Here is a 13,960-nt window from a genome sequence, read left to right as displayed (position 1 = left end):
GGAGGCCCGGGCCACCCGCTTCCACATCCACGCGCGCGTACGCGTATGGCCGCGTCAGCCCGTGAACGCCCTCACCCCGGCCGTCACGATCACCGCGGCGGCAACCACGAGCAGGAACGGGGCGCGCAGGAGGAGCGCGACAGCGGCTGCGGCGACTCCTGCCACCCTCGCGTCCAGCACGAGCGCGCGTCCGTCGGCGAAGGTCTGCTGGGCCGTGAGGGCGGCGAGCAGCGCGACGGGAAGCAGGGCGGCCAGGCGTTGGACGAGCGGGCGTTCCAGAACACCCTCGGGAACCAGCAGACCGATGAGCTTGACGGCGTAGCAGCCGACGGCGGTCACGCCGATCGCGATCCAGACGTTCATCGGTCCTCCTCCTGCAGGCCGTGCTCTGGGACGCGCTGAGAGTGGTTCGCGGAGACGTCGTGCGGGCCGTTCTGTCGGTCGCCGGCCTTGTGGCGCCCTTGCGCCCACAGGACGGCCGGAGCGGCCGCCGCGGCCACGAGCACCGGCACTCCGGCGGGCAGTACGGGCAGCAGACCGAGCCCGAGGAGGACCGCGACGCCGGCCACGGCCCGCTCTCCGGTGGCCTTGAGCATGGGGGCAAGGAGCGCCAGGAAGACGGCGGGCCCGGCCGCGTCGAGTCCCCATGCCTCGGTGTCGCCGATGGCCTCCGCACCGAGCGCGCCGAGGAGCGTGGTGACATTCCACAGCAGATAGAGGCTGAGGCCGGTGACGGTGAAGCCGATCCGGGCGGCCCGGCGCGTGGACTGGGCGAGTGCGACGGCCGTGGTCTCGTCGATGACCCACTGCGCGGCGAACGGCCGTACCGCACGCGGGAGGGCCAGCAGCTGTGACAGGCGCAGTCCGTAGAACGCGTTGCGCACCCCCAGGAAGAAGGCCCCGGCCGCCGCCGTGAGCGGGTTGCCGCCGGCCGCGAGCGCGCCCACCAGCGCGAACTGGGAGGCTCCGGTGAACACGAGGAGACTCAATGCGCAGGTCTGGGGCAGACTGAGCCCGCTGCCGGCCGAGGTCACTCCGAAAGCGAACCCGGACAGCCCGACGGCCACCCCGACCGCCAGGGCGTCCCGGACCACGGCCCGGTCGGGCTTGACGCCCCCTTCGTGGTGTGTGCCTGCGAAAGCTGTCTGTTCTGCCACGCCTCGGACGGTAGGGCCGGCGGCCCCTGGGAATCTTGTACGTTCTTGCGCTCGTGCACGTGGCCTCGGCGCCCCCCCCTCGCTCCCGTCGCCCCCTTGACCCCCTTCGCCCCCTTGGCCCCCTTGGCTGGCCCCCTTGACCCCTGCCTCGTGTCCCTAGCCGCCCTCACGTCCCCGCGGGTTGTCGGTGCCACCTCTGCGTTCCCGCTGGTACGCACCCGGAGGTACGCCCACGATCCGGCTGAAGTGGCGGTTGAGGTGCGGCTGGTCGGTGAAGCCGACGGCGGCCGCTGCCTCGGCGGGCGCGGTGCCCGCGTCGAGCAGGACCCTGGCCCGGCGGACGCGGGCGTCGGTCAGCCAGGCGTGCGGAGGCATGCCGTAGGCGTTGCGGAAGGCCCGCAGGAGGGCGAAGGGGCTGGTGCCGAGGTCGGCGGCGAGTCGCTCCAGGGTGGGTGGGTCCGTCATCCGCTCCTGGAGCACCGCACGCGCGCGTGCCGCTACGGAGCCACCGGCCGCGCGGGCGGTACGGCGGGGCAGCGGGCCTCCGTTGAGACGCAGCAGCCGGGTCACGGCGACCCGTAGCAGGGTGTCGGCGGCGAGGGCGTTGCCCTCGTCGGCCGCCCGCAATACCTGGTGGACCAGACCGGCGGCGTAGGGATCGAAGAGCACGGGATTGGTGAAGCCGGGGGTACCGCGGATCACGGTGGTCTCCGCGGCGATCTCGGCCACGACGTCCGGCGACGGGTAGACCGCGCCGTACCGCCAGCCCTCGGGTCCGCCCGCTCGGCCCGTGTGCGGGGTGTCCGGGTTGACCAGGGCCAGAGCACCCGGGCCCGCGTACTGATCGGCGCCGCCGTGGTGGAAGACCTCGAGCCCGTCGGCGATGGCAGCGATCACGAAGTTCTCGTGGGTGTGCCGGACGAACCTCTTCTCGACGTATCGGGCGCGCAGCAGGTCGACACCGGGCAGTTCCGCGTACTGCCAGTGCCGTGCCCGCTCCCTCGAATCCGCCATGCCTCCATTCTGCGTCGTGCGGCACCCGGCCCTCGTCGACATGTGCAGGTCAGACAGGGTTTGTGCGCTGCTCGCTCGACGGTGCGGTCATCCCGCGGCGCCGCCGTTTCCGCAGGTCAGCGTCATTGTCAGTGGGCGGGTGCAGGATGGGGGCATGGTCAGCTCCGCAGATCGAGCCCTCGACGGCTTCTCCCCCGCGACCCGCGGCTGGTTCACGGGGGCCTTCTCCGCGCCCACCGCGGCCCAGGCCGGGGCGTGGCGGGCGATCGGCGAGGGCTCGGACGTGCTGGTGGTGGCCCCGACCGGCTCCGGCAAGACCCTGGCCGCGTTCCTCGCCGCGTTGGACCAGCTGACGTCGACCCCACCCCCGGCGGACCCGAGGAAGCGCTGCCGGGTGCTGTACGTGTCACCGTTGAAGGCCCTCGCGGTGGACGTGGAGCGGAACCTGCGCAGTCCGCTGACCGGTATCCGCCAGGAGTCCGTCCGCCTGGGACTGCCCGAGCCCGAGGTGAAGGTGGGCATTCGCTCGGGCGACACCCCGGCCGCCGAGCGCCGCGCCCTGGCCACACGTCCGCCCGACATCCTGATCACCACCCCCGAGTCGCTGTTCCTCATGCTGACGTCGGCCACGCGCGACGCCCTGACGGGCGTGGAGACGGTGATCCTCGACGAGGTGCACGCGGTCGCGGGCACCAAGCGCGGCGCGCATCTGGCGCTCTCCCTGGAGCGGCTCGACGAGCTGTTGCCGAAGCCCGCCCGCCGCATCGGCCTGTCCGCCACCGTGCGTCCCGTCGACGAGGTGGCGCGCTACCTCTCCCCACGCCGCAGGGTGGAGATCGTCCAGCCCCCGTCCGGCAAGGAGTTCGACCTCTCCGTGGTCGTCCCGGTGGAGGATCTGGGCGAGCTGGGCGGCTCCCCGGTCGCCGACGGCAACGAGGGAGCGGAACGCCCGTCGATCTGGCCCCATGTGGAGGAGCGGATCGCCGACCTGGTCCAGGCCCACCGCTCCACGATCGTGTTCGCCAACTCCCGCCGCCTCGCGGAGCGGTTGTGCAACCGGCTGAACGAGATCGCATACGAGCGGGCCACCGGCGAGCCCTTGGACGAGCACCACGCCCCGGCCGAGCTGATGGGCGGGTCGGGGGCGGCCCAGGGAGCGCCCCCGGTCCTCGCCCGCGCCCACCACGGCTCGGTCTCCAAGGAGCAGCGTGCCCTGGTCGAGGAGGACCTCAAGGCGGGCCGGCTGCCGGCCGTGGTGGCCACGTCCAGTCTCGAACTGGGCATCGACATGGGTGCCGTGGACCTCGTCGTCCAGGTGGAGTCGCCGCCGTCGGTCGCCTCCGGGCTGCAGCGCGTGGGGCGTGCGGGGCACCAGGTGGGCGCGGTCTCCACGGGCGTGGTCTTCCCGAAGTACCGCGGCGATCTGGTGCAGGCGGCCGTCGTCACGGAGCGGATGCGCACCGGTTCCATCGAGTCCCTGAGGATCCCGGGCAACCCTCTGGACGTACTCGCCCAGCAACTCGTCGCCATGACGTCGATGGACACCTGGCAGGTCGACGACCTGCTCGCCACGGTCCGGCGGGCCGCGCCCTTCGCCTCGCTCCCGGAGTCGGCCTTCACGGCGGTCCTCGACATGCTCGCGGGCCGCTATCCGTCCGACGCCTTCGCGGAGCTGCGCCCGCGCGTGGTGTGGGACCGGGTCGCCGGCACCGTCACCGGCCGCCCCGGCGCCCAGCGCCTCGCGGTCACCTCCGGGGGCACCATCCCGGACCGCGGCCTCTTCGGCGTCTTCCTCGCCGGTGCCGACCCCAAGAAGGGCGGCGGCCGGGTCGGGGAGCTGGACGAGGAGATGGTGTACGAGTCGCGGGTCGGGGACGTCTTCACCCTGGGCACCAGTTCCTGGCGTATCGAGGACATCACCCGCGACCGGGTCCTGGTCTCCCCCGCACCGGGTGTTCCGGGCCGTCTGCCGTTCTGGAAGGGCGACCAGCTCGGCCGCCCGCTCGAACTGGGCCGCGCGGTGGGCGCGTTCCTGCGCGAGGTGGGATCCCTGTCCCAGGAGGACGCACGACTGCGCATGCTGGCCGCCGGCCTGGACGCCTGGGCCGCGGACAACGTCCTCTCCTACCTCGCCGAACAACGCGAGGCCTGCGGCCATGTCCCGGACGACCGCACGATCGTCGTCGAGCGCTTCCGGGACGAGCTGGGCGACTGGCGGGTCGTCGTCCACTCGCCGTTCGGGGCCCAGGTCCACGCTCCGTGGGCGCTCGCCCTGGGGGCCCGCCTGTCCGAGCGGTACGGCATGGACGCCCAGGTCATGCACGCCGACGACGGCATCGTGCTGCGACTGCCGGACGCCGATCTGATGGGCATGGACCTCCTCGACATGGAGCCCATGAAGGCCGGCACGGAGTACGACTCCGAGCAGGCGCCGGTCGGCGCGGCGGACGTCGCCTTCGACAAGAGCGAGGTCGACCAGATCGTCACTGACCAAGTGGGCGGCTCGGCGCTGTTCGCGTCCCGTTTCCGTGAGTGTGCCGCCCGGGCGCTCCTGTTGCCCCGCCGCAACCCCGGCAAGCGCACCCCGCTGTGGCAGCAGCGGCAGCGTGCGGCCCAGCTGCTCCAGGTGGCGAGCGAGTTCGGCTCGTTCCCGATCGTCCTGGAGGCGGTCCGCGAGTGCCTCCAGGACGTCTTCGACGTCCCCGGCCTCGCCGAGCTGATGGGCGACATCGAGTCCCGCAAGGTCCGCCTCGTCGAGGTCACCACCCCGGAACCGTCGCCGTTCGCCCGCTCGCTCCTGTTCGGTTACGTGGCCCAGTTCCTGTACGAGGGCGACTCACCACTCGCCGAGCGTCGCGCCGCCGCCCTGTCGCTGGACTCCCGCCTGCTCGCGGAGCTGCTGGGCCAGGCGGAGCTGCGCGAGCTGCTCGACGCCGAGGTGCTGGCCGAGCTGGAGCAGGAGCTTCAGTGGCTCACCGAGGACCGGCGGGTCAAGGACGCCGAGGGCGTCGCGGACCTGCTCCGTCTGCTCGGGCCGCTCCAGGACACCGAGTTGGCGGAGCGTGGCGCCGAGCCGCAGTGGGCGCGGGAGCTGGCCGGGGCCCGGCGCGCCATCCGGGTCCGGATCGCGGGCGCCGACCACTGGGCGGCGATCGAGGACGCCGGCCGCCTGCGCGACGCGCTCGGCACAGCCCTTCCCGTCGGCGTACCTGAGGCGTTCACCGAACCGGTCAAGGACCCGCTCGGCGACCTCCTCGCCCGGTACGCGCGCACCCACGGGCCGTTCACCTCCGCCACGGCGGCCGCCCGGTTCGGCCTCGGAGTGGCCGTCACCGAGGGCGCCCTGCACCGGCTGGCCGCGAACGGCCGGGTCGTGCAGGGCGAGTTCCACCCGGCGGGCATCGGCCAGGAATGGTGCGACGCGGCCGTGCTGCGCCGACTGCGCCGCCGCTCCCTCGCCGCGCTGCGGCACGAGCTGGAGCCGGTGCCACCTGCCGCGCTCGCCCAGTTCCTGCCCCAGTGGCAGCACGTGGGCGGCGGACACACGCTGCGCGGCATCGACGGCCTGGTTCGCGCGATCGAACAGTTGCAGGGCGCCTCCGTGCCGGCGTCCGCCCTGGAGAAGCTGGTCCTTCCGTCCCGGGTCGCCAACTACGCCCCCGCGATGCTCGACGAGCTCACGGCCGCCGGCGAGGTGGTGTGGGCGGGCGCCGGCGCTCTCCCCGGCAAGGACGGCTGGGTGTCGCTGTACCTGGCGGACACAGCCCCGCTGCTCCTGCCGTCCCCGCACCCGCTGGAGCTGACCGCGCTTCACCAGGCCGTCATGGACGCCCTGTCCGGGGGCTACGGTCTGTTCTTCCGCCAAATCGCCGACCAGGTCCGGGCCACGACCCACCCGGACGCCACCGACCCTCAACTGGCCGACGCCATCTGGGACCTGGCCTGGTCCGGCCGCCTCACGAACGACACCCTCGCCCCGATGCGCTCCCTGCTAGGCTCGGGCCGAACGGCGGGCTCCACGGCTCACCGCGCCAAGCGCACCGTCCCGCGCGGCCGCTACGGCTCCCTGGCGGCCGCCGCCCGCCACCAGTCCCGTACGGGCCCGCCCACCGTCGCGGGTCGCTGGTCCCTGCTCCCCGCCCACGAGCCCGATCCCACCGTCCGCGCCCACGCCCTCGCCCGCACACTGCTCGACCGGCACGGCGTGGTCACCCGGGGCGCCGTCTCCGCCGAGGGGGTCGAGGGCGGCTTCTCGGCGGCGTACCGCGTCCTGTCCGTCTTCGAGGAGAGCGGCCAGGCCCGCCGCGGCTATGTGGTCGAGGGACTCGGCGCGGCCCAGTTCGCCATGGACGGCGCGGTGGACCGTCTGCGCGCGGTGGCCAACGCCCGCGAAAGAGGCGAGGCACTCCCGGGCACGGGCCCGAACGGCCACGCCCAGGGACTCACCCCGGCACCCGGCTCCCTCACCGCCCCGGCCGACCCGGGCCTCCCCGACTGGCTCACCGACGACGCCTTCCCCACCATGGACGACACCTTCGGGACCGGGACGACCTCCACCGGGGCCGCCCCCTCCGAGCCCCCGCCACCTCTGGATTCCGCCTCCCGTTTCCCGTCGTCCGACGGCTACGGCGGCCATGGCGGGTACGGCAGTTACGGCACCCAAGGGCCGCAAGGCCGAAACGGCCCCCCGAACCGCACCCGCAGCACCCCCTCCCCCCGAGCCGTGGTCCTGGCCGCCGCCGACCCGGCGAACGCCTACGGCGCCGCCCTCTCCTGGCCCGACCCGCCCACCGACGCCGGGCACAAGCCGGGTCGCAAGGCGGGCTCACTGGTCGTTCTCGTCGACGGCGAGCTCACCCTCTACATGGAGCGGGGCGGCAAGACCCTCCTGGCCTGGCCCGCCGACCCGGACGCCAGGCCACTGGACGACCCACGCCTCCGCCCGGCCGCCGAGGCCCTGGCCGCCGCCGCCCGGGCCGGCTCCCTCGGCACAGTCACCGTGGAACGCGTGAACGGCACCTCCGCCCTCACGTCCCCTCACGGCCCCCTCCTGGAAGGAGCAGGCTTCATCGCGACCCCCCGCGGTCTGCGCATCCGCGCCTGAGCCACCACGGCGGGCCACCGATCAACCGGCGGGCCCCCGATCAACCACCCTGAACCTCGATGGCGTGCCTCAGGACCACCCCCACCCCCTCCCTCGTGCCACCCTTGACCCATGCCCGAAGGTGACACCGTCTGGCAGACGGCGAAGCGGCTGCACGCCGCCCTCGCCGGTAAGGTGCTGTACCGCTCCGACCTGCGCGTGCCGAAGTACGCCACGGCCGACCTCACCGGCCGCACCGTCCTCGACGTCACTCCACGGGGCAAGCACCTTCTGACCCGGATCGAGGGCGGCCTCACGCTGCACTCGCATCTGCGGATGGACGGCTCCTGGAAGGTGTACGGAAACGGCGAACGCTGGACCGGCGGCCCGGCGCACCAGATCCGCGCGATCCTGGGCACCCTCGACCGCACGGCCGTCGGCTACCGCCTCCCCGTACTGGAACTGCTCCGCACCACCGACGAACACCGTGCCGTCGGCCATCTGGGCCCCGACCTCCTCGGCCCCGACTGGGACCCCGGCCTGGCCCTCGCCAATCTCCGGAGCGACCCCGCACGCCCCCTCGGCGAGGCCCTTCTGGACCAGCGCAATCTCGCCGGCATCGGCAACGTCTACAAGAGCGAGCTCTGCTTCCTGCTCCGCGTCACTCCGTGGCTCCCCGTCGGCGCGCTCCCGCAGGACCGCGCCGCCAAGCTTCCGGCCCTCGCCAAGAAGCTCCTCGAAGCCAACCGCGACCGCCCGATGCGCAGCACCACGGGCCTCCGCCTCCACGACCTGTTCGTGTACGGCCGCGCATCTCGCCCCTGCCTGCGCTGCAACACCCCCATCCGGGCCGGCGACCAGGGCGACGGGTCCCGTGAACGCCCCACCTACTGGTGCCCGACCTGCCAGCAGGGCCCGGCACCGGCACCGGGCACCCCCCGAGCAGCCCGCCCGCGCCCCCAGCGCCGCACACCCAACTGACCACGTGCCCCACCCCGCACCCTCAGCCCATGCGACCCCACGCCGGCTCCACGCCCCCCATCACAACTAATTGACGATCCGTCAGAAACGCTCGTACCGTCTCCTCATGCCCCTCCAGGCGTACGACCTCACCGGCCGCACCGTGTTCGTCACGGGCGCCGCCGGCGGCATCGGCCGCGCCTCGGCCGTCCTGCTCGCCGAGGCTGGAGCCACCGTGCACTGCGCCGACCTCGACTCACAGGGCCTGCACGAGACGGCGACGTCGATCAAGGAAGCGGGCGGTACCGCCCACACCCACCCCCTCGACGTCACCGACCGCGCCCGGCTCGCACAAGCGGTGGCCTCCTGCGAGGACCTCCATGTGATGGCGGCCATCGCCGGGATCATGCACAGCAGCCCGGTCCTGGAGACCCACGACCAGGACCTCGACCGGTTGTGGAGCGTCAACTTCAAGGGAGTGCTGTACGCCTGCCAGGCGGCGGCCCGCCTCATGATCGCCAAGGGGACACGGGGCAGCATCGTCACCATGGCTTCCGGCGCGGTGGACACCGGAGGCCCCGGACTTCTCTGCTACGGCGTGGCCAAGGCGGCCGTGGTCCAACTGACGAAGACCCTGGCCACCGAGGTGGGCCCGCACGGCATCCGCGTCAACGCGGTGGCACCCGGGTGGACCCGCACCCCCATGACCGACCGGCATGACAGTGAGGCTCAGGCACGGACGGAATCCTTCATGGCTCGCCTGTCACCGCTGGGCCGGGTCGGCGAGCCGGACGACATCGCACACGCCGTACTGCACCTCGCCTCCGACGCCTCGTCATTCACCACGGGCCAGATCATCCGCCCGAACGGCGGTGTCGCGATGCCCTGGTGACTCGGAGGCCGCCAAGGAGTCGGCCGCGCGACCGCCCGCCCCCGGTAGGAGCCCCATCCACGCGCCCAACCGCCCCCGCCACGCGCCCCGCTCAGCGGCGCGCCCCGGCGCAGCCGAACACCCTCTCCGACTTAGAGCTCCGAATCGCCCGTACCGCCCTGTGCATCCCCGCCCGAGCCCCCGCCCCGCTCCTCACCCGCCCCCTCGCCCCCACACCCCTTCGGCACGCAGTGCACGGGCAGGAGACTCAACCCCCACCCCCCGGCCACGACCGCCCCCTCCACCGCGCCGGCATCCGGCGCGACAGCGAGTCGCAGCACACCCCACCACCACAGCGCACCCAGCCCCAGAGTCGCCCCCCAGCGCACTATCCGCATAGCCGCCACCTCCAGGCCTTCGGGCCCCACCAGAACGACGCTAGACGGCCCTCGACACGGCCGGGAGGGCGCACCACCGGCACAGGGACGCACGACTCACTCACGGGGACGGCACCCACACGGCGCCCGGCGCGCCCCGCAGCCTCACACCGCTCCCCGCACGCACCCGGCGCACCCACCCGACCGCACCCGCCGGGGCTCCAGGAACCACTACGGCAGGGACCGCAGCCACAACCTCGACCGCAAGCGCAATCCCAACCGCCAGGCCGGGCACGACGCCCCCGCCGCCGCAACGGCGCTACCCGTTCTCCGCCTGGAACATCCAATGGTGCTTCTCGAGATCCGCCGTGATCCCGATGAAGATGTCCTGGCTCACGGGATCCGCCTCCGCGGTGCTCTCCACTCTCGTCCGCATCCGGGTGATCACCGCGCTGAGCGCGTCCACCAGTGTCCCGACGGCGTCGGTGTCCTTGACCCAGCCGTCCGGGACCTTGCCGATGCCGCTGCTCCCGGCCACCGTCGCGGCCCGACCGTCCGGCGAGACCCCGAGCGTGGCCGCTCGCTCCGCGACCGTGTCGGAGTGGAGTCGCGCGGTGTCCACGACCTCGTCGAGCTGCAGATGGACGGAACGGAAACGGGGCCCGACGACGTTCCAGTGGATCTGCTTGGCCACGAGGGACAGGTCCACGAGATCGACCAGGGCGCCTTGCAGAGCCTCGGAGACGGTTCTGAGATCGGCGTCGGACAGCGGGCTCTTCACGACGTACATCGGCACGCTCCGGTTCTCGATGGGACGTACGGACGTACGACCTGGCCGGCCGTACGCCCCCTGGCGACAGTGTGCGGACGCACGAACATCTCGCGCGCACGCCCCCGAGCCCGCCCCTCCACCATGACCGCACACCACCACCCCGGCAAACGGGAACATCCTCCGTACCCCGCGGGGGACCGGGCGCGCCTCCCACACCAGCGGCCGCCGCCCCTTCCCCTCCGGCGCCGCAACACAAAAGCCCCGGTCGGCACCCCCAGGTCTCCCTGGGGGCCCCGCCCGGGGCTTCCGCTTCGCTTCTACTACTTCAGCGGTGCACGCCCAACCTCACACGCACACACCTGCGGCAGTCACGCCGCCACGACGTCCACCGCTTCGGTGGGCGCCTTGATCGTGACCCGCTCCGGTGGCACACCGGCCACCGACACGGAGTTGAGCATGGGTCGACGCACTGGTGCTGGCACCGGCTCGGTGGCCGCTGCGGACTGGGCCAGCTCGGCAAGGGCGAGCTCGTCACTCACTTCCCGCATGAGCTCGGACATCCGTACGTCCAGCGCGTCGCAAATGGCGGAGAGCAGCTCGGAGGAAGCCTCCTTCTGCCCCCGCTCCACCTCGGAGAGATAGCCGAGTGAGACTCGGGCGGACGAGGAGACTTCGCGCAGAGTACGGCCCTGGCGCTGGCGCTGCCGACGCAGCACGTCACCCAGCAGGCGACGGAGCAGAATCATCGGTGGCTCCCTCCTCGGACCGTGTAGCCGCATCCTTCACGCCCCACCGTACCGCCTCGCGCTGCGGCCGTGCGGGGAGCGCTGTTGTGTTCACTCAGGGCTGCAAACATCAAGTCCCCCCGTTCTGTTCCGTATCCTGTGCCCGCTCATTCCCGGTCTGTTCGCCCGCGAGCTCCTGGAGGAGGAGTGCGAGCACGCTCCGTACACTCTCCATACGAATTTCCGCCCGGCCGCCGTTCAACCTCAACGACGCCACTTTCCCGCCATTGAATGCGCCCGAACCCGCGCTGAGGGGCCCCGCGACGGCTACGTGGACCGTGCCGACGGGTTGTCCGTCCTGTGGTTCGGGGCCCGCGACCCCGGTGGTCGAAATTCCCCAGTCGGCGCCGAGCGCCTTGCGTACGCCGTCCGCCATCTGGGCCGCGACCTGCGGATCCACCGCTCCGCGCTGGTCCAGGAGGGTGGCGTCGACGCCCAGCAGCTGGTACTTCACCTCGGTCGCGTAGGCGGTCACCGAGCCTCGGAAGGCCTGGGAGGCGCCGGGGACGTCCGTGATCGCGGCCGCGACCAGACCGCCGGTGAGCGACTCGGCGACGGCGAGCGTCTCGCCCCTCACCTTCAGTAGTCGCAGCACGTCAGCGGCTGTGGACGTCACCGTTCCGCTCCCTCCGCCGCGGCCTGGCGCTCGGCGATTCCGCGCCGGCGCAGCACAATGGCCTGTCTCACATAGTCGAGTCCGGTGACGACGGTGAGAATGACCGCCACGGCCATCATCCAGAACCTCAGGGTGGCCAGGGGGCCCTCCAGGACCAGGACGTACATCCCGACGGCGGTGCCCTGGGCGAGCGTCTTCAGCTTGCCGCCGCGGCTCGCCGGGATCACCCCGTACCGGATGACGACGAAGCGCAGCAGGGTGATGCCGAGTTCCCGGCCGAGGATGACCGCCGTCACCCACCAGGGCAGATCACCGAGGTACGACAGACAGATCAGCGCCGAGCCCATGATCGCCTTGTCGGCGATGGGGTCGGCGATCTTCCCGAAGTCGGTGACGAGGTTGTAGGTCCGGGCCAGATGGCCGTCGAAGATGTCGGTGATCATGGCGACGGCGAAAGCGGCCCAGGCCCAGGCACGCCACACGGGGTCGTATCCGCCGTCCATGAGCATCAGCACGACGAAGCCGGGGACGAGAACCAGGCGGACCATGGTCAGGATGTTCGCGATGTTCCAGAGGCTGGCCTGGTTGACGGCGGCAGCGCCGAGCTTCCCGCCACGCACGGGCCTGGCGTCTCCGGGAATGCCCGGGGCGCCGGGAGCGCCGGGGGCACTCGGGGCGCTCTTGGCACCGGGGGAGCCGCCCGCCGCGGATGCCGGGACACCCGTCATCTGGCCGCCTCCTCAGTACACGCGAGGGAGCCCGGAAGCGCCTCGGCCACCAGGTCGACGCCTTCGGTGCCGACCACCTTCGCGTCGACCATAAGGCCGACCGTCAGGTTCTCGCCGTTCGTGAACAGCACCTGGCCGTCCGTCTCGGGCGCCTGGTGGGCGGCGCGCCCGTAGGCGCCCTCGTCGCCGTCGACCGACTCGACCAGGACGCGGACCGTCTGTCCGACGCGCTCCTCGGCGCGCTGCGAGACCAGTTCCTCGGCCAGCCGGGAGACGTGCGCAAGGCGCTCGGCCACCACGTCCTCGTCGAGCTTGTTGTCGTAGGTGGCCGCTTCGGTGCCCTCCTCGTCTGAGTACCCGAACACACCGATGGCGTCCAGCCGGGCGCCGTTCAGGAAGCGCTGCAGCTCCGCGAGGTCGTCCTCGGTCTCGCCGGGGAAGCCGACGATGAAGTTGGACCGGACACCGGCCTCGGGGGCCTTGCTTCGGATGGTGTCGAGCAGTTCCAGGAAGCGGTCGGTGTCGCCGAAGCGGCGCATCGAGCGCAGCACGGCGGGAGCGGAGTGCTGGAAGGACAGGTCGAAGTAGGGCGCGACCTTGGGGGTGGAGGTGAGGACGTCGATGAGGCCGGGCCGCATCTCGGCGGGCTGGAGGTAGCTGACGCGCACCCGCTCGATGCCGTCGACCTCGGCGAGCTCGGGCAGCAGCGACTCCAGCAGCCGGATGTCGCCGAGGTCCTTGCCGTACGAGGTGTTGTTCTCGGAGACCAGCATGATCTCCTTGACGCCCTGCTCGGCGAGCCAGCGGGTCTCGTTCAGCACGTCCGAGGGGCGGCGGGAGATGAAGGAGCCGCGGAAGGACGGGATGGCGCAGAAGGAGCAGCGGCGGTCGCAGCCGGAGGCGAGCTTCACGGAGGCGACGGGCGAGCCGTCGAGCCGGCGGCGCAGGGGTGCGCGCGGGCCGGAGGCCGGGGCGAGTCCGTCCGGAAGATCGGCGGGGGCGTGCCCGGGGAGCGCGACCTCGGCCGCCGAGTCCTGGCGCTCGGCCGGGCTGATCGGCAGCAGCTTGCGGCGGTCGCGCGGGGTGTGCGAGGCGTGGACACCGCCGCTCAGGATGGTCTGGAGACGGTCGGAGATGTCCGCGTAGTCGTCGAAGCCGAGCACGCCGTCGGCCTCGGGCAGGGCCTCGGCCAGTTCCTTGCCGTACCGCTCGGCCATGCAGCCCACCGCCACGACGGCCTGGGTTCTGCCGTGGCCCTTGAGGTCGTTGGCCTCGAGGAGCGCGTCGACGGAGTCCTTCTTGGCGGCTTCGACGAAGCCACAGGTGTTGACGACCGCGACGTCCGCTTCCTCGGCGTCCTCGACGAGCTCCCAGCCGTCCGCCTCCAAACGGCCTGCGAGCTCCTCCGAGTCCACCTCGTTACGGGCGCAGCCAAGAGTGACGAGTGCGACGGTACGGCGTTCAGGCATGGGCTCAAGACTACTTCGTCCCAGTGACAGCCCACGTCGACGGGGTTGGCCGATCCTGGCCAACCCCGTGCGTGCGTTTCCCTCTGCGCCTTCTGTGCGGACCGGACGGGGCCTTGCGGGCGGACCGG

The 13,960-nt window shown here is 72.4% G+C and carries 11 protein-coding genes; 3 read left to right on the top strand and 8 right to left on the bottom strand.

Going from position 1 to position 13,960, the window contains the following annotated elements; translation table 11 throughout:
- Positions 1 to 54: 54 nt before the first annotated feature.
- The 3 genes from ACZ43N_RS00095 to ACZ43N_RS00085 all read right to left on the bottom strand — a co-directional run bounded on the left by ACZ43N_RS00095 (position 55) and on the right by ACZ43N_RS00085 (position 2,171).
- Entirely contained in the window at positions 55 to 363 is a 309-nt protein-coding gene (locus ACZ43N_RS00095; protein WP_468094052.1) for an AzlD domain-containing protein, read from the bottom strand.
- Positions 360 to 1,157: an AzlC family ABC transporter permease gene (locus tag ACZ43N_RS00090; protein ID WP_468094051.1), complete on the bottom strand. Its 798-nt coding sequence runs from the start codon at positions 1,155 to 1,157 to the stop codon at positions 360 to 362. Before ACZ43N_RS00090 ends, ACZ43N_RS00095 begins: the two co-directional genes overlap by 4 nt.
- 156 nt (positions 1,158 to 1,313) lie before the next feature.
- Positions 1,314 to 2,171, bottom strand: a complete 858-nt coding sequence (locus ACZ43N_RS00085; RefSeq protein ID WP_468094050.1) for an AraC family transcriptional regulator — start codon at positions 2,169 to 2,171, stop codon at positions 1,314 to 1,316.
- Between the two features lie 154 nt (positions 2,172 to 2,325).
- Here ACZ43N_RS00085 and ACZ43N_RS00080 point away from each other — a divergent pair, with 154 nt between their 5' ends.
- From ACZ43N_RS00080 to ACZ43N_RS00070, 3 genes are all read left to right on the top strand, one after another.
- A complete protein-coding gene (locus ACZ43N_RS00080; RefSeq protein WP_468094049.1) occupies positions 2,326 to 7,275 on the top strand; it encodes an ATP-dependent helicase in 4,950 nt (1,649 codons plus the stop codon).
- A 111-nt stretch (positions 7,276 to 7,386) separates the two neighbouring features.
- Positions 7,387 to 8,235, top strand: a complete 849-nt coding sequence (locus tag ACZ43N_RS00075; RefSeq protein WP_468094048.1) for an Fpg/Nei family DNA glycosylase — start codon at positions 7,387 to 7,389, stop codon at positions 8,233 to 8,235.
- Between the two features lie 106 nt (positions 8,236 to 8,341).
- Complete coding sequence (locus ACZ43N_RS00070) at positions 8,342 to 9,106, top strand: SDR family NAD(P)-dependent oxidoreductase (RefSeq protein ID WP_468094047.1); 765 nt, start codon at positions 8,342 to 8,344, stop codon at positions 9,104 to 9,106.
- A 675-nt stretch (positions 9,107 to 9,781) separates the two neighbouring features.
- Here ACZ43N_RS00070 and ACZ43N_RS00065 read toward each other — a convergent pair.
- The 5 genes from ACZ43N_RS00065 to rimO all read right to left on the bottom strand — a co-directional run bounded on the left by ACZ43N_RS00065 (position 9,782) and on the right by rimO (position 13,832).
- A complete protein-coding gene (locus ACZ43N_RS00065) occupies positions 9,782 to 10,252 on the bottom strand; it encodes a Dps family protein (RefSeq protein WP_468094662.1) in 471 nt (156 codons plus the stop codon).
- A 350-nt stretch (positions 10,253 to 10,602) separates the two neighbouring features.
- Positions 10,603 to 10,980 carry a helix-turn-helix domain-containing protein gene (locus tag ACZ43N_RS00060; RefSeq protein WP_055511872.1) on the bottom strand — a complete coding sequence of 126 codons (378 nt, stop codon included), beginning with the start codon at positions 10,978 to 10,980 and terminating at the stop codon, positions 10,603 to 10,605.
- A gap of 109 nt (positions 10,981 to 11,089) precedes the next feature.
- A complete protein-coding gene (locus ACZ43N_RS00055) occupies positions 11,090 to 11,635 on the bottom strand; it encodes a CinA family protein (RefSeq protein WP_468094046.1) in 546 nt (181 codons plus the stop codon).
- Positions 11,632 to 12,363 carry a CDP-diacylglycerol--glycerol-3-phosphate 3-phosphatidyltransferase gene (pgsA, locus tag ACZ43N_RS00050; protein WP_468094045.1) on the bottom strand — a complete coding sequence of 244 codons (732 nt, stop codon included), beginning with the start codon at positions 12,361 to 12,363 and terminating at the stop codon, positions 11,632 to 11,634. Before pgsA ends, ACZ43N_RS00055 begins: the two co-directional genes overlap by 4 nt.
- Positions 12,360 to 13,832: a 30S ribosomal protein S12 methylthiotransferase RimO gene (gene rimO / locus ACZ43N_RS00045; RefSeq protein WP_468094044.1), complete on the bottom strand. Its 1,473-nt coding sequence runs from the start codon at positions 13,830 to 13,832 to the stop codon at positions 12,360 to 12,362. Before rimO ends, pgsA begins: the two co-directional genes overlap by 4 nt.
- Positions 13,833 to 13,960 lie beyond the last annotated feature (128 nt).

This window comes from Streptomyces sp. NPDC030814, from assembly GCF_055572155.1.
The sequence above is the reverse complement of the archived record's forward strand: the minus strand, read 5'-3'. Positions and strand labels throughout refer to the sequence as shown.